The sequence below is a fragment of the Pseudomonas canadensis genome (assembly GCF_000503215.1).
Taxonomy (GTDB): Bacteria; Pseudomonadota; Gammaproteobacteria; order Pseudomonadales; family Pseudomonadaceae; genus Aquipseudomonas; species Aquipseudomonas canadensis.
The window spans coordinates 37,296-54,463 of record NZ_AYTD01000004.1; the positions used below are offsets into that span (position 1 = coordinate 37,296).

Annotated in this window: 14 protein-coding genes; 8 read left to right on the plus strand and 6 right to left on the minus strand. The window is 58.4% G+C overall.

Going from position 1 to position 17,168, the window contains the following annotated elements; translation table 11 throughout:
* Positions 1–179: 179 nt before the first annotated feature.
* Positions 180–1,853 carry a DEAD/DEAH box helicase gene (locus U367_RS0102890; protein ID WP_028615656.1) on the plus strand — a complete coding sequence of 558 codons (1,674 nt, stop codon included), beginning with the start codon at positions 180–182 and terminating at the stop codon, positions 1,851–1,853.
* A gap of 446 nt (positions 1,854–2,299) precedes the next feature.
* Complete coding sequence (locus U367_RS0102895) at positions 2,300–3,163, plus strand: hypothetical protein (protein ID WP_236639964.1); 864 nt, start codon at positions 2,300–2,302, stop codon at positions 3,161–3,163.
* Positions 3,164–3,242: 79 nt separating this feature from the next.
* Here the strand turns inward: U367_RS0102895 and U367_RS0102900 are convergent, their stop codons facing one another.
* The gene (locus U367_RS0102900) at positions 3,243–4,010 is read right to left on the minus strand and encodes a DODA-type extradiol aromatic ring-opening family dioxygenase (protein ID WP_028615658.1); all 768 of its coding nucleotides are present in this window, start codon (positions 4,008–4,010) and stop codon (positions 3,243–3,245) included.
* Positions 4,011–4,112: 102 nt separating this feature from the next.
* Between U367_RS0102900 and U367_RS0102905 the strand changes: the two genes are divergently transcribed.
* Entirely contained in the window at positions 4,113–4,769 is a 657-nt protein-coding gene (locus tag U367_RS0102905; RefSeq protein WP_028615659.1) for a thiopurine S-methyltransferase, read from the plus strand.
* 56 nt (positions 4,770–4,825) lie between these two features.
* On the opposite strand, the gene htpX is transcribed toward U367_RS0102905, so the two are convergent.
* Positions 4,826–5,713 (minus strand): protease HtpX, encoded by an 888-nt coding sequence (htpX, locus tag U367_RS0102910; protein ID WP_016978461.1) that lies wholly within the window; start codon positions 5,711–5,713, stop codon positions 4,826–4,828.
* A 304-nt stretch (positions 5,714–6,017) separates the two neighbouring features.
* Positions 6,018–7,229 (minus strand): pyridoxal phosphate-dependent aminotransferase, encoded by a 1,212-nt coding sequence (locus U367_RS0102915; RefSeq protein ID WP_016978462.1) that lies wholly within the window; start codon positions 7,227–7,229, stop codon positions 6,018–6,020.
* Between the two features lie 202 nt (positions 7,230–7,431).
* On the opposite strand from U367_RS0102915, the gene msrB reads away from it, so the two are divergent.
* From msrB to U367_RS0102930, 3 genes are all read left to right on the plus strand, one after another.
* On the plus strand, positions 7,432–7,824 hold the full coding sequence (gene msrB / locus U367_RS0102920; RefSeq protein ID WP_028615660.1) for a peptide-methionine (R)-S-oxide reductase MsrB: 393 nt from the start codon (positions 7,432–7,434) through the stop codon (positions 7,822–7,824).
* Positions 7,825–7,970: 146 nt separating this feature from the next.
* On the plus strand, positions 7,971–8,456 hold the full coding sequence (locus tag U367_RS0102925) for a glutathione peroxidase (RefSeq protein ID WP_028615661.1): 486 nt from the start codon (positions 7,971–7,973) through the stop codon (positions 8,454–8,456).
* Complete coding sequence (locus U367_RS0102930) at positions 8,453–8,932, plus strand: MarR family winged helix-turn-helix transcriptional regulator (protein ID WP_028615662.1); 480 nt, start codon at positions 8,453–8,455, stop codon at positions 8,930–8,932. The genes U367_RS0102925 and U367_RS0102930 overlap by 4 nt, the downstream gene beginning before the upstream one ends.
* Here U367_RS0102930 and U367_RS0102935 read toward each other — a convergent pair.
* A complete protein-coding gene (locus U367_RS0102935) occupies positions 8,886–11,195 on the minus strand; it encodes a hybrid sensor histidine kinase/response regulator (protein WP_028615663.1) in 2,310 nt (769 codons plus the stop codon). The two genes, U367_RS0102930 and U367_RS0102935, sit on opposite strands and share 47 nt — an antisense overlap.
* Before the next feature lie 164 nt (positions 11,196–11,359).
* Between U367_RS0102935 and U367_RS0102940 the strand changes: the two genes are divergently transcribed.
* Positions 11,360–12,250, plus strand: coding sequence for an ATP-binding protein (locus U367_RS0102940; protein WP_028615664.1), 891 nt, complete (start codon positions 11,360–11,362; stop codon positions 12,248–12,250).
* The gene (locus U367_RS0102945) at positions 12,247–12,729 is read left to right on the plus strand and encodes a GAF domain-containing protein (RefSeq protein ID WP_028615665.1); all 483 of its coding nucleotides are present in this window, start codon (positions 12,247–12,249) and stop codon (positions 12,727–12,729) included. The genes U367_RS0102940 and U367_RS0102945 overlap by 4 nt, the downstream gene beginning before the upstream one ends.
* Before the next feature lie 26 nt (positions 12,730–12,755).
* On the opposite strand, the gene U367_RS0102950 is transcribed toward U367_RS0102945, so the two are convergent.
* Together U367_RS0102950 and U367_RS0102955 are read right to left on the minus strand one after the other, a co-directional pair.
* Complete coding sequence (locus tag U367_RS0102950) at positions 12,756–16,391, minus strand: transporter substrate-binding domain-containing protein (protein WP_032864126.1); 3,636 nt, start codon at positions 16,389–16,391, stop codon at positions 12,756–12,758.
* 8 nt (positions 16,392–16,399) lie between these two features.
* Complete coding sequence (locus U367_RS0102955; protein WP_028615667.1) at positions 16,400–17,026, minus strand: response regulator transcription factor; 627 nt, start codon at positions 17,024–17,026, stop codon at positions 16,400–16,402.
* Between the last annotated feature and the right edge of the window lie 142 nt (positions 17,027–17,168).

Sequence of the window (17,168 nt, forward strand, 5' to 3'; positions counted from 1 at the left end):
TCCCCGAAGTCAGCTTCGGCTGCACGTCCGCACAGCGGACTCTCCCTTGACGAATCTTTTTCATTCATTCGTTTTCGCAAATCCCCGCCGACAAAGCAGCCAGGGCGACTCTTGAGTCTCAACACGGCATGCGCAGCTTTGGAGCATGGGTCTTTGCGGATGCACTTAGAGGCAGACCCATGACCCAGGAAACCGGCGGCTTCGCCGCTTTTAATCTGAACCCGAATATTCTTGCAGCCGTCGCAGCGACTGGCTACGAAGAGCCTTCGGCGATTCAGCAGCAATCGATCCCGATCATCATGGCCGGTAAGGACATGATTGGCCAGGCGCAAACCGGTACCGGCAAAACTGCCGCGTTCGCTTTGCCAATCCTGCACTGCATCGATCCTGCCAAGCGCGAACCGCAAGCCCTGATCCTGGCGCCAACCCGTGAGTTGGCGCTGCAAGTAGCAACCGCTTTTGAAACCTACGCCAAGCAAATGCCAGGCGTAACCGTTGTGGCCGTTTACGGCGGCGCGCCTATGGGCCCACAACTCAAAGCAATCCGTAATGGCGCACAGATCGTTGTTGCCACCCCGGGCCGTCTGTGCGACCACCTGCGTCGTGACGAGAAAGTCCTGTCGACCGTGAACCACCTGGTTCTGGACGAAGCTGACGAAATGCTGAAGCTGGGCTTCATGGATGACCTGGAGGTCATCTTCAAGGCACTGCCACCAACCCGTCAAACCGTACTGTTCTCGGCTACCCTGCCACAGTCGATCCGTGCCATCGCCGAGCGTCACCTGCGCGATCCTGAGCACGTGAAGATCCAGACCAAGACTCAGACCGTTACCGCGATCGAACAGGCTCACCTGTTGGTTCACGCTGACCAGAAGACCTCGGCTGTATTGAGCCTGCTGGAAGTCGAAGACTTCGACGCCCTGATCATGTTCGTGCGCACCAAGCAAGCGACCCTGGACCTGGCCAGCGCCCTGGAAGCCAAAGGCTACAAAGCCGCTGCGCTGAACGGTGACATTGCCCAGAACCAACGTGAGCGCGTGATCGACTCCCTCAAGGATGGCCGTCTGGACATCGTTGTGGCGACCGACGTTGCTGCCCGTGGCCTTGACGTTCCACGTATCACCCACGTGTTCAACGTTGACATGCCTTACGATCCAGAGTCCTACGTTCACCGTATCGGCCGTACCGGCCGTGCGGGTCGCGAAGGTCGTGCACTGCTGCTGGTGACTCCACGTGAGCGCCGCATGCTGCAAGTGATCGAGCGTGTAACCGGTCAGAAAGTTGCCGAAGTCCGCCTGCCGGATGCCCAGGCCGTTCTCGATGCGCGCATCAAGAAACTGACCAACAGCCTGTCGCCGCTGGTGGCTGACGCTGAATCGACCCACGGCGACCTGCTGGACCGCCTGACCGCCGATATCGGTTGCACCCCGCGTGCCCTGGCTGCAGCCTTGCTGCGTAAAGCCACCAACGGTCAAGCATTGACGCTTGCAGCCATCGAGAAAGAACGTCCACTGGTTCCGAACAGCGCGCCACGCGGTGATCGTCCAGAGCGTACTGGCGACCGTCCAGACCGTGGTGATCGTGAGCGTCGCGCTCCGGTGCCATTGGCTGAAGGCCGTGCTCGTTGCCGTACCGCGCTGGGCGCGCGTGATGGTATCGCTGCCAAGAACCTGCTGGGCGCTATCCTCAATGAGGGTGGCCTGGCACGCGAGGCCATTGGTCGTATCCAAGTCCGTGACAGCTTCTCCCTGGTGGAGCTGCCAGAAGACGGTCTGGAAAAACTGCTGGCCAAGCTGAAAGACACTCGCGTTGCCGGTAAGCAGCTGAAGCTGCGTCGCTACCGCGAAGATTGATCTGCCCTTGGGCTGATTGATCGCAAGTAAAAAATCCCCGACTGGTTCGGGGATTTTTTTTGGCTGGCGTTCGGTAGGCGCGCAAGGGCTGCTCACGTGGTGGGGTAGCGCTTCATATGAGGCGTACTCTGGTGACGCAGTTCAGAAAGGTCGGTTTTCGTTGTCAGGTAATGATCAAATCAGGTTTAAGTAAATTCCGAGCGCATGAGTGACCTGTCTGACAGTCTGCTTGTAAGTGAGTCACTACTGTTGATTGATTATTGACTCACTGGAAAGAGGCTGCAGCTGTTATGCGCATTGATTACACACTCCGTCCCCCATCAAGAATGCCTGAGCCTGATATTCATCCTCCCGTGCAACCGTCCATTAATAGGAAGGACGAGCCACGTGTTGATCACTTCCAAGAAGATGAAAATAGTCTTCCGTCGTCAGGGAGGGCTAGCCTATTGAGTGATGCACTAGTGCGTCTGAAAAAAGAAACCAGCCCAGGCGCTGTACCATCATCGATCACGAGCCATAACTCAGCGCTTGATAAGGTGAGCGATCCAAAACTCGAAATCAAGAAAGAAGCCACAGCACCGAATGGGCTGTATGGTGTGAGTTACTCACTTCCCGCACCATCCCCTGGGTTAAACAACATTACGTTTCCAATGAGTATTGATGAAGGTCTTCAAAGAAAAACAGGCAAGGATGCGGGTATTTATTACGCGATGATGTTTGGACTCAATGACGACAGTGGTAAGCCTCTCGGCCGTGGCTATATAGGGCTGCAGCCACGTGGGGACGGCAAAGCGTTGGTGGTGTTTTCTGGACACGGTCCGCATTTCAAAGCGCCACAGGGTCGCGCTGAGTTTGATGGGGAAAAGGGTGCCAGCAATAGCACATTGGTCGATTTCAAGTTTGGGCATAAGTATAATCTGACGATAGTGCGAGACCTTGAAGATCCCCAGAAGTTGAGCGCTTATATCCAGGATGTCACGGATCCGAATAATCCGGGTCCCAAACAGCACGTCAAAGATCTTTATGTCGACAGAAAGGTTGCGCTGGCCGGTAGAGACACTGGGTTTGTCGAACACTATGGCGCAAAGATAAACAAAAGTTCACAGATTGCTCCAACGACCGGCAGTTTTTCAGCGCCCTTTACTACAGATGATAAGGGCGCTGTTAAAGTGGGCGAAATCAACAGTAGCGGTTTATACGGTAGGTATAAGAACTCGATAGTAGGTACCCAGCAGATTACCAAAGACTCGGGTGTAGGAAAGGAAATCCACTTCTCCTTAAAAGGAGTGGGTTATGAGAAGAAGGCCTAGGCCGCGGACTGGGTAGTTGCCGGGCTAGCGCATTAGTGCCTATCACCTGCGGACTGTCCCATTCCTGCGATGGGCGCTGTTAGCCGAAGCGGTAGATATCCATGCCTAGCGCGCCCAGGGTGAAACCTTGGTGCGCGATGCTGAAATCACCACCGGCGCCACGTGCAAAGTACAACGGCAACAGGTGCTCATCACTGGGATGGTTGCGCACGGCATTCGGCGCCTGGCGGCGGTAGTCGTGCAGCGCCTTTTCATCGTCGGCGGCCAGCTTATCGACCACCCAGTCCCGGAAGTCTCGCGCCCAAGGCTCGATGCTCTCGGGCCCCGCACGCCAGTCCAGCTCGCCCAGGTTGTGGGTGATGCTGCCTGAGCCGATCAGAAGCACGTCATGCTCGCGCAGGCTGGCAAGGGCGTGCCCGACGCGGGTCTGCAGGGCAGGGCCCATGCTACTGGGCAACGACACCTGCACCACCGGGATATTCGCCGCCGGGTACATCAGCGACAGCGGCACCCAGGTGCCATGGTCGAAGGGGCGACGGTCATCAGTGCGTGCATTCAAGCCGTCGGCCTTCAACAACTCGACAATTTCAGCGGCCAGTCGCGGGTCACCCGGTGCCGGGTACTGCACGGCAAACAACTCGCGGGGGAAGCCGCCGAAGTCGTGCCAGGTTTCGGGCGCGGCGCTGCCGCTGACCAGGAGTTCGTGACTTTCCCAGTGTGCCGACACCACCACGATTGCCTTCGGGCGTGGCATCTCGGCAGCGAGTCGCTGGAGGGCCGGGCCGCTGGCGCCGGGTTGCAGGGCAAGCATGGGCGAGCCGTGGGAGATAAACAGGCTGGGGAGCATAAGGGGGTCCTGAGCGTTAACATGGGCCCATCTTCAGTCAGATCATTGATCTAAATCTAATATAAGTTTTAGTACCATTTGATCGAATTTTATGGAGGATCTATGGAGCCTGAGTTTTGGCAGGAACGCTGGGCACGCAATCAGATCGGCTTTCATTTGTCCGAGTTCAACCCTTACCTGCAACGACATTGGCCGCAACTGGCGGTTGCTGAGGGCTCCAAGGTGCTGGTGCCCTTGTGTGGCAAGAGCCTGGACCTGGTGTGGCTGGCCAGTCATGGGCTGCGGGTTATGGGTGTGGAACTGTCAGAGCAGGCCGTCGAGGCGTTTTTCAGCGAGCAGAACCTCGTGCCACGTATCACTCGGCGAAGTGCCTTTACGGTGTATCAGGCTGATTTGATCGAAGTGTGGTGCGGCGACTTCTTCGCCCTGGATGCCGAAGCTTTGGTGGGTTGCGCCGCGTTGTATGACCGCGCCGCCCTGATCGCCTTGCCACCGCTGATGCGGGCGCAGTACGCCGAGCATTTGAGCCGCCTGCTGCCGTCGGGTTGCCAGGGGCTGCTGATCACCCTTGATTACGATCAGACGCAAAAGGCCGGGCCACCGTTTGCAGTGACTGATGATGAGGTGAAGGTGTTGTTCGGTTCGGACTGGACCTTGCGGGCGCTGCAAGAGCAAGACGTCTTGGAGGAGAGCTGGAAGTTTGTGCAGGAGGGTGTCACGCGGCTCGATGAGCGGGTTTATCGGCTGACCAAGGCCTAAATTGTGTCCACAAAAAAGGGGCGATCCAATCGCCCCTTTTTTTGCCTTGCGGGTTATCAGCCCATGCGACGCAGTGCGTCGATACGCTCTTCCAGCGGTGGGTGGCTCATGAACAGGCGAGCCATGCCCTGCTTGATGCCGCCGTTGATGCCGAAGGCGGTCAGGCTGTCCGGCATGTGCACCGGCAGGCCTTGCTCGGAGCGCAGGTGTTGCAGCGCCGCGATCATCGCCCCGGTACCGGCCAGGCGGGCACCGGCTTCATCTGCACGGAACTCTCTCTTGCGAGAGAACCACATAGTGATTGCACTGGCCAGGAAGCCCAGCACCAACTCGGCGAAGATGGTCGCCACGAAGTAGGCAATACCGCGTCCACCTTCGTTCTTGAAGATCACTTTATCGACAAAGTTGCCGATGATCCGCGCAAAGAACATCACGAAGGTGTTCACCACGCCTTGTACCAAGGCCAGGGTGACCATGTCACCGTTGGCCACGTGGCCGATCTCGTGGGCCAGCACGGCCTTCACTTCATCGTACGAGAAGCGTTCCAGCATGCCCTGGCTCACCGCAACGAGCGCGTCGTTCTTGTTCCAGCCGGTGGCAAAGGCGTTGGCTTCATAAGCCGGGAAGATCCCGACTTCAGGCATTTTAATGCCGGCTTGGCGGGATAGCTCCTCGACGGTCTGCAGCAACCATTGTTCATGCCGGGTACGGGGTTGGGTGATCACCTGGGTGCTGGTGCTCATCTTCGCCATCCACTTGGAGATGAACAGCGAGAACAGCGAGCCGGCAAAACCAAAGACCGCACAGAAAACCAGCAGCTGATTGAGGTTCAGGTCAACCCCGTTGGCCGCCATGAACCCATTGAAGCCGAAAAGGCTCAAGGTGATGCTGGCAATCAGCACGACCGCAAGGTTAGTGGCCAAGAACAGCAGGATGCGCATCATGGTTGTAGAATTCTCCTCATGCTTAATATGTCGCGTACTGCGGGGTATATAAGGTGCGGCATGGGGTGATTCAACCGAGCGACTATTTCAAACTGTGTCCTACAGCCTGAATGTAGAGCCTTGAAGGGCATTTCCGATAGGGAAAACAGGGCTGAATCGGTTCGCCGGTACCTCGCTGTCCCGTGAATACAGGGGGTCGCTGGCGTTTTCAGTCACGGCGAAGGGCCTGTACGGGGAAAAGCCAAAGAAGTGTTGCTAGATACTCGCTGTACGACCGATTGTCGGCCGTACAGCGTCGTTCGCGTTACTGGCGATAGGACTTGAGGAAGTTGCCGATGCGACCAATGGCCATGTCCAGGTCATCCACGCGTGGCAATGTCACTACACGGAAGTGATCTGGCCACGGCCAGTTGAACGCCGTGCCTTGCACCACCAGCAGCTTTTCCGACAGCAGCAGGTCGAGCACGAATTTCTCATCGTTGAGGATCGGACACACTTTTGGGTCGATCCGCGGAAAGGCATACAACGCACCCATGGGTTTCACGCAGCTCACGCCGGGAATGGCGTTGAGCAGTTCCCAGGTGCGATTGCGCTGTTCCAGCAAGCGGCCTTGAGGCAGGACCAGGTCATTGATGCTCTGGTAGCCGCCCAAGGCGGTCTGGATCGCGTGCTGGCTCGGCACGTTGGCACACAGGCGCATGTTGGCCAGCATGTCGATGCCTTCGATGTAGCTCTGGGCGTTGTGTTTGGGACCAGAGATTGCGATCCAGCCCGAACGGAAACCCGCCACGCGGTAGGACTTGGACAGGCCGTTGAAGGTCAGGCACAGCAGATCCGGCGCCAGGGAGGCGGTGCACACGTGCACGGCGTCGTCGTAAAGGATCTTGTCGTAGATCTCGTCGGAGAACACCACCAGGTTGTGCTGGCGCGCCAGTTCCAGCATGCCCAGCAGGACTTCCTTGGAATACACCGCGCCGGTCGGGTTGTTCGGGTTGATGATCACCAGGGCCTTGGTGTTCGGGGTGATCTTGGCCTTGATGTCGGCCAGGTCCGGGAACCAGTCCGCGCCTTCGTCACACAGGTAGTGCACCGGGTGGCCGCCGGCCAGGGTCACGGCGGCGGTCCATAACGGGTAATCCGGCGCCGGCACCAGCACTTCGTCGCCATTGTTGAGCAGGGCCTGCATGGACATCACGATCAGCTCGGACACGCCATTGCCCAGGTAGATGTCTTCGATGCCGACACCTTCGACCTGCTTTTGCTGGTAGTACTGCATCACCGCCTTGCGCGCGCTGAACAGGCCTTTGGAGTCGCTGTAGCCCTGGGCGGTGGGCAGGTTGCGGATCACGTCCTGGAGGATTTCGTCCGGCGCTTCGAAACCAAAGGGCGCCGGGTTGCCGATGTTCAGCTTGAGGATGCGATGGCCTTCCTCTTCCAGGCGTTTGGCGTGCTTGAGCACTGGGCCGCGAATGTCGTAGCAGACGTTGGCGAGCTTGTTCGATTTGCTGACCTGCATGGCGATGTGATCCTGAAAATGAACGATCCAGACGGTGGGGACACTACCGTACTGCGAATCCTGCGGGGCCCGCACCCATAAATACGTTTGAATGCCGGTAGCGCGGGTGCCAGACTGGCGTTTTGAAGAGGCGCAATCATACGTGCCGCCTGATCCATGGAAAAGACACAGATCAGGCTTTTTCAGTTGCCGAGGTGTACCGATGGAAAAGTTGCAGAAAACCGTTGATGAGTGGAAGGCGATGCTCGATCCAGAGCAGTACAACGTATGCCGTCTCAAGGGCACCGAGCGTCCTTTCAGCGGCAAGTACAATGCCACCAAGACCGACGGTGTGTATCACTGCATCTGCTGCAATGAGCCACTGTTCGATTCGGCTACCAAGTTTGACTCCGGCTGTGGCTGGCCGAGCTTCTACGCGCCGATCGCCGACAGCGCGATGATCGAGATCCGTGACGTCAGCCACGGCATGATCCGCACCGAAGTGACCTGCGCCAAATGCGATGCTCACTTGGGGCACGTGTTCCCGGATGGTCCGCCGCCGACCGGCCTGCGTTACTGCATCAACTCGGTGTGCCTGGACCTCGTTCCGCGATAAACATATCTTCTGTGGCGAGGGAGCAAGTTCCCTCGCCACAGAAGCGGTTATCGTTTGATATCGGGCTATCATTCTGGTCAATTAAATTGCACGCAATTGAATTGATCACTATGTTTATCCTTTCTTTCCGTTATCGAGACACTGCCATGAGCAACAACCTGCTGAGCATCCCTTGCACCACCATCAAAGGTGAGCAAAAGACCTTGGCCGATTTCGCCGGCAAGGCCATCCTGGTGGTCAACACCGCCAGCAAGTGCGGCTTCACCCCACAGTACAAGGGCCTGGAACAGCTCTGGCAGCAGTACAAGGATCAGGGATTGGTGGTGTTGGGCTTCCCCTGCAACCAGTTCGGCAAGCAGGAACCCGGTAACGAAGGCGCGATTTCCGAGTTTTGCGAGCTGAACTTCGGTGTCAGCTTCCCGCTGTTCAAGAAGATTGACGTGAATGGCAGCGATGCCCACCCGTTGTTTGTGCAACTGAAACAACAGGCGCCGGGTTTGCTCGGTTCCAAGGGTATCAAGTGGAACTTCACCAAGTTCCTCATCGGCCGCGACGGCCAGGTAGTCAAGCGCTTTGCGCCGACCACCAAGCCGCAGCACCTGACCCAAGAGATCGAAGCCCTGCTCAAATGACCGTCTCCCTGGCGCTCGATAATCAACTGTGTTTCAAGCTTTACGCCGCCTCCAGGGCGGTGACCCGCGCGTACAAGCCGATGCTCGATCAGTTGGGTCTGACCTACCCGCAATACCTAGTGATGCTGGTGTTGTGGGAGTGGCACGCCACAGCGCCGGCGCAGCCCACGGTCAAGGCGTTGGGGGAGCGCTTGATGCTGGATTCGGGCACGTTGACGCCGCTGCTCAAGCGCCTTGAGCAACTCAGTCTGGTCAAGCGTCAGCGCAGCGCCAAGGATGAGCGGGAGGTGCACCTGAGCTTGAGCGAAACCGGTGTGCGACTGCGTGACCGGACCCATGGCCTCAAGACCCGGCTGCTGTGCGACAGCGGCATCGACCTGAACCAGGCTGACGCCTTGCGCGCGGGCTTGGACCAGTTGCTTCGACAGATCAGAGAGTTGTCGTCTTCGGCACCCACAGCTCAAGCAGACCACTGAGTTCCTCACGACGGAACGGCTTGGCCAGGTAGTCATTCATGCCCGCGGCCCGGCAACGCTCGCGCTCTTCGGAGAGCGCGTTGGCGGTCAAGGCAACGATCGGCAGGTCCGGCCAGCGCCCGCTGCGACGGATCTGCCGACTGGCCTCGTAGCCGTCCATCACCGGCATATTGCAGTCCATCAACACCAGGTCGAAGCGTTGTTCCTCAAGGAATTTGAGCGCCTCGCCACCATGGGCTGCGACGATCACCTCACATCCCAGTTTGCTGAGCATGCCCTTGGCCACCAGTTGGTTGACCGGATTGTCCTCCACCAGCAGGATGCGCGCCCTGTGCGCCAGGGGCACGGTTTCCATCTGGATCGGGTCGAGGATCAGTTGCGTGTCGCTGCGCAGGTTACGGTGCAGGATCTGATACAGCGCATTGCGGCTCAGCGGTCGCGCCTGTTGTTGCAGCGGCGCGAGTGCGGCGACTTCCTCGCTGGGCATGAAGTTGCCATAGGCGGTCACCAGCAAGATTGGCGCGCTGAGGGTGGGGCGCAGGCGAAACAGGCATTCCGGGCAGTCGGTGATCAGCAGGTCCGGGGTTTGCCCGCTCACGTCATCGTCTTGCGAGTAGCAGCGGGGTGTCAGCCCCCAGTGAGGCAGCAGGGTGGTAAGCAGTTCGGTGAGGCCGCTGCCGGCATGGGTAATGGCGATGACCTCACCCTTGAGCGGCAGTGGCTGGACGGCGGGCAAATGGGTTGGCAGCGGCAGGTCGGCGCAGAACTGGCTACCGAAGCCCACTTCCGAGCTGATGCTCAGTCGGCCTTTCATGGCTTCACACAGGTTGTGCGTCAGCGCCAGGCCCAGGCCCGTGCCGCCGAACTGGCGAGTGATGCCGGCGCCGGCCTGGGTGAAGGGCTGGAAGATCTTTACCTGGGCTTCCTGCGCAATGCCGATGCCGGTATCGCAGACCTCGATGCGTACCTGGCCCTCCCGCGCGCTGAGGCGAACATCTACCCGTCCGAAGCGCGTGAATTTGAGGGCGTTGGACAGCAGGTTGCTGACGATCTGTCGCACACGGGTCGGGTCGCCCAGGACCTGGGCGGGAAACTGCGGGTCGATCAGGCACGTCAGTTCGACGCTCGGCGCGGCGTTCTGCGACAACAGGTTCGCGGTGTCTTCCACCAGAGAACCCAGGTCGAACGGGATGCGCTCCAACTCCAATTGGCCAGCGTCGAACTTGGACAGGTCGAGGATATCGTTGAGCAACTCCACCAGCACTTTGCCCGAGTCATGGGCAATGGACAGTTGCTGACGCTGCTCGGCGTTGAGTGGGCTGTCGAGTGACAGCGCGATCATCCCCAGCAGGCCGTTGAGCGGTGTGCGGATTTCGTGGCTCATGTTGGCCAGGAATGCCGCCCGTGCTTGGGCCATGCCAAGCGCGTGGATCTTCGCCGCTTCCAATTCATCGTTGGACTGGCTCAGCCGCTGGTTGCTGGCCTTGAGCTCCAGGGTGCGTGCGGACACGATGTCTTCCAGTTGCCCCAGGTATTCGGTCAGCCGATCTTCGGCGTGGCGGCGTTGCTGGATCTCCGTCTCCATGTTTTCAAACTGCTGGTTGGCAACGTTCACCAACACGCCGATTTCATCGTGCTCGTGGCCGGGCGGGCAGTCCAGGCGTGCCTGTCGGCGGTTGCTCAGCTCGCGGATGATGCGCACCAACGGCTGGGTCAGCATCACGTAGAACAAGCCCAACAGAATGCCGGTCAGCAACAGGCTGCGGACGAAGCCGTTTAGCAAGGTGATCTCGGCACGGCGCAGGAAGCGACTGCCAAAGGCATAGGTGTCCACGTCCAGGCGCAGCACACCGAGGGACTCGTTGGGCATGTGGCTGAGGAACAACCGGTCTTCAAACTGACGGTTGGCGCCGAACAGGAAATCGCTGACGGGGCGGTAAGTGCTTTCTTTACGCGGGCGGTCGACATCGGCCAGCACCACGCCGTTGTTGTCGATCAACTGGGCATGAATGATGGCGGGGGAGTGCAGCAGGCCCAAGGTCAGTTCCTGGGCCAGTTCGGCGTCGATGTTATAGGCGATGCGTGAGGCGGGGTTGTGGCTGATTTCGATCAGCGAGCGAATTTCACGGTTGATGGATGCGTCTTCGCTGGCATAATCAATGCCGATTTGGATCAGGCTGAGCAAGGTTCCCAAGACGAAACCGACCAGCACAGTCAATCTGGCTTGTTTATAAGACAAGCGGTGGGCGAACTTGATATCCATTGAGTGTCGAACCACTTCACGTTTCCCTTCGCCCGGCAAGCATAGCTGAACATCCACAGGCTCTGGCTTACCCGGCATGAATCGTTTTTTTACGCAGCCTCGTGCGGTCTGCCGCAGGGTTGCCAATACGCCATCTTTTGCAAGAACTTGCCAGAGGAATAATTGTGGATTCTCGATTGAGTGCTTTTCTTGAGCGAGCCGATGCAGTGCTCGCCCGCCTGGAACCCCTGTTGCCCGCGCCCCGCCAAACCATCGATTGGAACCAATGCCTGGCTGCCCGCTGGCAGCGTGAAGGGCGCAGTGGTTTCCTGCTGCCGCTGGATGTGAGCCTGGAGATGCGCCTGTCCGACCTGATCGGCGTGGACAAACAACGTGAAACACTGGCGCGCAACACCCAGCAATTCATCGACGGTCTGCCCGCCAACCATGCACTGCTGTGGGGGTCGCGGGGCACCGGTAAATCGTCCATGGTGCGCGCCTTGCTGGCCCAGCACGCCAAGGCCGGTTTGCGCCTGATCGAAATCGAGCGCGACCATTTGGCCGACCTGCCGCGTGTGGTCGAGCAACTGGTCAAGCTGCCGCAGCGGTTTATCCTGTTCTGCGACGACCTGTCGTTCGAGGCCGGCGAAGGTGATTACCGCGTGCTTAAAAGCGTGCTCGACGGCTCCCTGGAGCAAGCCCCGGAAAACGTGCTGTTGTATGCCACCTCCAACCGCCGCCACCTTGTGCCGGAAAACCAGAGTGACAACGATAACTGGAAGCGCGTGGATGGCGAGTTGCACCCAAGCGAAGCGGTGGAGGACAAGATTGCCCTATCCGACCGTTTTGGCTTGTGGCTGTCGTTCTACCCCTTCACACAAGAGCATTTCCTGGATGTGGTGGAGCACTGGATCGGCGAGCTGGCGAACAAGGCTGGTTTGCAGTGGCAGCGCGATGAAGCCCTCGACATCCTGGCCGTACGCTGGGCCACCGGTCGCGGCAACCGCAACGGCCGTTGTGCTTATCAGTTCGCTCGTTACTGGGTGGGCCTCAAATTGCTGGAGCGTCAATCATGATCGACCTACAAAGCGCCGGCACGGGCCTGGACGGCTATGCCATGCTCTGCGCGCAGTTGGAGTCGCTGCTCGCCGATGAACGGGACTTCATCGCCAATAGCGCGCAGTTCTCAGCGTTCCTGTTCAACCAGTTGGATGACTTGAATTGGGCCGGCTTCTATCTCAATCGCAATGAAGAACTGGTGCTCGGCCCGTTCCAGGGCCAGATCGCCTGTGTGCGCATTCCGTTTGGCCGTGGAGTGTGCGGTGCCGCGGCCGCCTCGCGGCAGACCCAGCGCGTGGAGGATGTGCATGAGTTCCCAGGGCATATCGCCTGTGACAGCGCGTCCAACAGCGAGCTGGTGGTGCCCCTGGTCAAGGACGGCAAACTGATTGGCGTCCTTGACCTCGACAGCCCGTCGCTGGCGCGTTTTACCCTCGAGGATCAGACCGGTATTGAACAACTGGCGACGATTTTCCTTCGCTCGACCGACTGCTGATCATGGGAGGGGCGGTTCCCGCCCCTCTACTGTCCCTTCAGACCGTGAAGTTGCATTTTCAGCAACCTCTCCAATTCCAGCATGAGCTTTTCCAGGGATTTCGCGCCGGCTTCGATCAACGCCCAGTCATCGCCGCGGGTACACGCCTGTTCAAGGGTTTCGCACTGCCTGGCAAGGGGACCTGCCTGGACAATGCGTGCAGCACCCTTGATTTTGTGAGCCTGTTCGGTGATCTCCTGAAGCGGGGCGTGAGCGCTGATCAGCGCCGTCATTTCCTGGCGATCGTCCTGACTGCTGCTCAACAGTTCTTGCAGTAAGCGCCAGCTCAACTGCGGGTCGCCGCCGGTCAGCGCCTCGAAGTTGCCAAGGTCCAGGTGCAGGTCAGTGGCTTGCGGGGCTATCTTCGCCAGTTGCCGTTCCAGTGCCGTGAGGCTGATCGGTTTGAACAGGCAGTCGTTCATGCCTGCTTCGGCGCAGCGTTGCTTCTCTTCAGGTTGGGCATTGGCGGTAAAACCCAGTACCACACAGGACGCCAGTTGCTCGCGTTGTTCGAACTCGCGGATCGTGCGACTCAGCTCGTAGCCATTCATGATGGGCATGTTGCAGTCGGCGATCACCAAATCGAAGTGTTCCTGGCGCCAGGCCTGGAACCCGGCGGCACCATTCTGGGCGGCGGTGAACTGATGTCCCAGGTAGCCTAGTTGCTGACACATCAGCAGTCGGTTTGCGGGGTGGTCGTCCACCACCAGCACGTTGAGTACGGGCGCCACTACGGGCGCCTCGGGTTTCTGCTCAGCCGCTGGCTGTTCCGGCTGCAGGCGGGTCATGTTGAGGCTGACATGCGCCTGGGTGCCCACCATGGGCACGCTGCTCAGGCTTAACTGCCCACCCATCATTGCGCAAAGACTGCGGCAGATCACTAGCCCCAGGCCTGCGCCACTCCTGGCCAGTTGTCCGGAGTTGTCGGCTTGGGCAAAGGGTTCGAACAGGCGCAACTGATCATCCCGGCTGATGCCTATCCCGGTATCCTCGACCACCAGTTTCATCTCGACCTGCTGCGCCAAATCGGTAGGCAATACCTGCACCTTGATTTTCACCTGGCCGCGCTCGGTGAACTTGATCGCGTTGCTGACCAGGTTCGACAGTACTTGCTTGAAGCGCAGCGGGTCGATCAGGACCTCGGTGTTATCCAGGTCAGGTAGGAACTCAAGGGACAGGCTGAGGGTTTTCTGACGTGCCAGGCCATCGAAAACACGCACCACCGACTCGATCACTTCTCGCAGATTGACACGCTCCGGCGCAAGGCTCAGGCGGCCTGACTCGATGCGTGCGATGTCGAGGATATCGCCGATCAGCTCTAGCAGGTCCTTGGCCGAGTTGTATGCCACCTCGATAGCGGGGCGATCAAGATGGCCCTGATCGGCTCGCTTGAGCGTCAGTTCGAGCATGCCGATCACTGCGTTCATCGGCGTGCGAATTTCATGACTCATGGTGGCGAGGAACGTGCTTTTGGCTCGATTGGCTTCATCGGCGCGTTCTTTGGCGGCGCGGATTTCATCGAACAGCTGGCGTCGTTCGCTGATGTCGATCCAGCCGCCAATGATGCCTTGCACTTCCCCGGTAGAGTCACGGTAGGGCAGGATCCAGTGGTAGATCGTCAGTTTCTTCCCCTGGATATGCAGGGTGCGGTCCAGGATCAGCGGGTTGCCCTCAGCCATCACCCGCTGGTAATCGGCATGGTACTGCGTCGCGTCGGTTTCAAGGGCCGTGCTCATCTGGAGGGCGTTTTTGCCGATCACGTCTTCGCGCTTGACGTTGAACACCTGCAAGTAGCTGTCGTTGCAGGTCTGCAACAGGCCTTTGCGGTCACGTACATAGATCGGGTGTGGGGTTTCATTGACCAGCGCACGCATGAACTCGAATTGGTCACTGAGGGCGCGCTCGGCCATCTTGCGGTGCTTGATCTGGCGGCGCATGTAGGCGTTCCAGCTCAGGGATATCAACAGTAAAAGCCCGGTGCCGATGATGATACGGGCGATCAATTGGTGATAGTTGCGCCAGTAGCTATCGGAGGCTGCCGTATAACCTCGCCAGCGACTGTTGATGATGCCCAATTCATCCGGAGCGATACTCAGCATGGCCTTGTCGAGAATTGAGCTGAGTTCGGTGGCGTTGCGCGAGGTAGCCAGTGAATAGGTAGCGGGCATCGTGCCGATACTGAAGCTGATCTGGACCTTATCCTGAAAAATGGAGGAAGAGAGGTAATAGTTGGCGATCACCAAGCTGTTTACCGCGCCGTCGACCTGCCCTTGCACCAACAACTCGGCGGCCTTGAAATTGTCGCCTGTTTCCACCAATTGAATCGTTGGTAAGTTCTCGCGCAGGAACCTTGCCATTGGGCTGCCTTGGGTGACGGCCACACGTCTGCCTTCCATTCCCTCCAGACTGGTTGGTGCCTGGTTTTCCTTGCGTGTCAACATCACGTAGGAGTTTTCCAGATAGGGGCGACTGAAGTTTAACTGGGCCTCCCGTTCGGCGGTGGGAATGATAGCGCCGATGATGTCTGCCTTGCCGGCGTCGACCTGTTCGATCATTGACTGAACGACGCGCTCACGCTGGATCTCGAAACGTAACCCTGTACGCAGGCGAACCAGTTCCAGCAAGTCAGCGGTGATGCCGCGAAAGTTGCCGTCGGCATCGAAGAACGTCAGTGGCGCGAAGGTTTCGTTCACGGTCACCTTGACCACCGGGTGGTCCTTCAGCCAGCGCTCCTCACGCGCGGTCAATTGCAGCTTCTGGTCAGTCAGCAGAATATCGCTGCCAGCGCTCCAACGTTTGGCGATCGCTTCCCGTTCGCTGGTGGGCACGGCCGTCAGCACGGCGTCGACAATACTCAACAGCGTCTGCTGGTGCTGGGGCATGGCAAAGCTGAATCCATAGGCCTCATGCTTGCCGAAATTGGCCATGCGGATGTTCTTCAGGTAGCCCTTGTTGATCATGTAATGGGTGGAAATGGTATCGCCCAGGAACACATCCGCCTGGTCGAATGCCACCGCATTCAAGGCATTTTGATAAGAAGGGTAGATGCGGATGATCGCCTCGGGGTACAGCTTTTCCACCTCGCTCAGCGGCAGGTAGTGGTAGACCAGCGCCAGGCGCATCCCGGCCAACCCATTGTTCAGGCTGCGGGTCTCACCTTCGCGGGTGACCAGGACCGGCTGGTCCACTGCGTAGGGCTCGGACAACGTGAGGTTCGGGTTTTCCGCCTCAAAACCGTTGGAAGATCCCAGCAAATCGATATCTCCCGCTTCAAGCGCGCGGATCGCGGCCTCTCGGGAGGGGTAGCGCAAGACTTTCACCGGCAAGGCCAGCGCCTTGGCCAGCAGGCCGGCGTAATCGGCGGTGATCCCCTCATAGTCGCGACCGCTGGAGGTGAGGTCGAAAGGGGGATAATCAGGCGCCGCAGTGCCCAGCACCAACGCGCGCTTGTTTTGCAACCATTGGCGTTGAGCCTTGTTCAGGTGGGTTTCCAGTTGAACCGAGCCTGCACGGCTCAACAAGGAGAAATGTTCCGAGCCCGTCGGCTGGTTCGCAAGTACGACGGCGCTGAAGCACAAGCCGGCACTTAATGTAATCAGATAGTCCTTTATACGCCTGGGCATCCGCTTTCTCACACTAGCGCGTTTCGTTTTGCCATCTCGATAAGTTCTACCAAGGATTTGGCTTGAAGTTTCTGCATCAGCCTTTTTTTATAAGTGCTTACTGTTTTGTTACTTAAAAACATGCCTTTGGCAATTTCCTTGTTGGTTCGCCCTTGTGCAAAAAGTTGCAAGACCATGAGTTCCCGGTCATTGACGGTTTTGAATAATTCAAGTTCTTGGGATTCCACGCCGTCTGCACCATTGGTATTCAGTGCCTGGCTGGGAAAATAGTTGTAGCCGGATAATACCGCGCGAATGGCGCTCAGCAATTCACTCAGGTCGCCTTCCTTGCACACGTACCCGTCCGCGCCGGAGCGCATGCAGCGTGTAGCGAACAGGGTCGGTGACTGGGCTGTCAGGATCAGGGTTTTCATCGGCGTGTTCATGGCATTGAAGCGGCAGAGCACCTCGAGCCCATCCAGCTTGGGAATGCTGATATCCAGAATAATCAGGTCAGGCAGGCATTCGCGGACCATTTGTATGGCGTCGCACCCGTTATCTGTTTCGCCCACTACTTTGTAGCCTTCGTGCTCCAATAACATTCGAATGGCGAGCCGTATAACCGGGTGGTCATCGATAATAAAAACTGAGTTCATGATCACATTCCGTACAAGTGCAAATAAAGCGGGCACATTAGCTCAGAAGAGGAGGGAGGAGCATGAGTCAAGGGCTGAGTAGATATAAAACAGGAAAAGTCCTACATCAAAAAAGGTAACGGCCTACTAGTTTGCGAGGCTT

What these genes read in the sequence shown, in the direction of transcription:
- U367_RS0102905 (WP_028615659.1), top strand. Translation starts at nt 4,113, where the DNA reads ATGGAGCCTGAGTTTTGGCAGGAACGCTGGGCACGCAATCAGATCGGC.
- U367_RS0102950 (WP_032864126.1), bottom strand. Translation starts at nt 16,391, where the DNA reads ATGCCCAGGCGTATAAAGGACTATCTGATTACATTAAGTGCCGGCTTG.
- U367_RS0102930 (WP_028615662.1), top strand. Translation starts at nt 8,453, where the DNA reads ATGACCGTCTCCCTGGCGCTCGATAATCAACTGTGTTTCAAGCTTTAC.
- U367_RS0102945 (WP_028615665.1), top strand. Translation starts at nt 12,247, where the DNA reads ATGATCGACCTACAAAGCGCCGGCACGGGCCTGGACGGCTATGCCATG.
- U367_RS0102925 (WP_028615661.1), top strand. Translation starts at nt 7,971, where the DNA reads ATGAGCAACAACCTGCTGAGCATCCCTTGCACCACCATCAAAGGTGAG.
- U367_RS0102890 (WP_028615656.1), top strand. Translation starts at nt 180, where the DNA reads ATGACCCAGGAAACCGGCGGCTTCGCCGCTTTTAATCTGAACCCGAAT.
- U367_RS0102935 (WP_028615663.1), bottom strand. Translation starts at nt 11,195, where the DNA reads ATGGATATCAAGTTCGCCCACCGCTTGTCTTATAAACAAGCCAGATTG.
- msrB (WP_028615660.1), top strand. Translation starts at nt 7,432, where the DNA reads ATGGAAAAGTTGCAGAAAACCGTTGATGAGTGGAAGGCGATGCTCGAT.
- U367_RS0102915 (WP_016978462.1), bottom strand. Translation starts at nt 7,229, where the DNA reads ATGCAGGTCAGCAAATCGAACAAGCTCGCCAACGTCTGCTACGACATT.
- htpX (WP_016978461.1), bottom strand. Translation starts at nt 5,713, where the DNA reads ATGATGCGCATCCTGCTGTTCTTGGCCACTAACCTTGCGGTCGTGCTG.
- U367_RS0102900 (WP_028615658.1), bottom strand. Translation starts at nt 4,010, where the DNA reads ATGCTCCCCAGCCTGTTTATCTCCCACGGCTCGCCCATGCTTGCCCTG.
- U367_RS0102955 (WP_028615667.1), bottom strand. Translation starts at nt 17,026, where the DNA reads ATGAACTCAGTTTTTATTATCGATGACCACCCGGTTATACGGCTCGCC.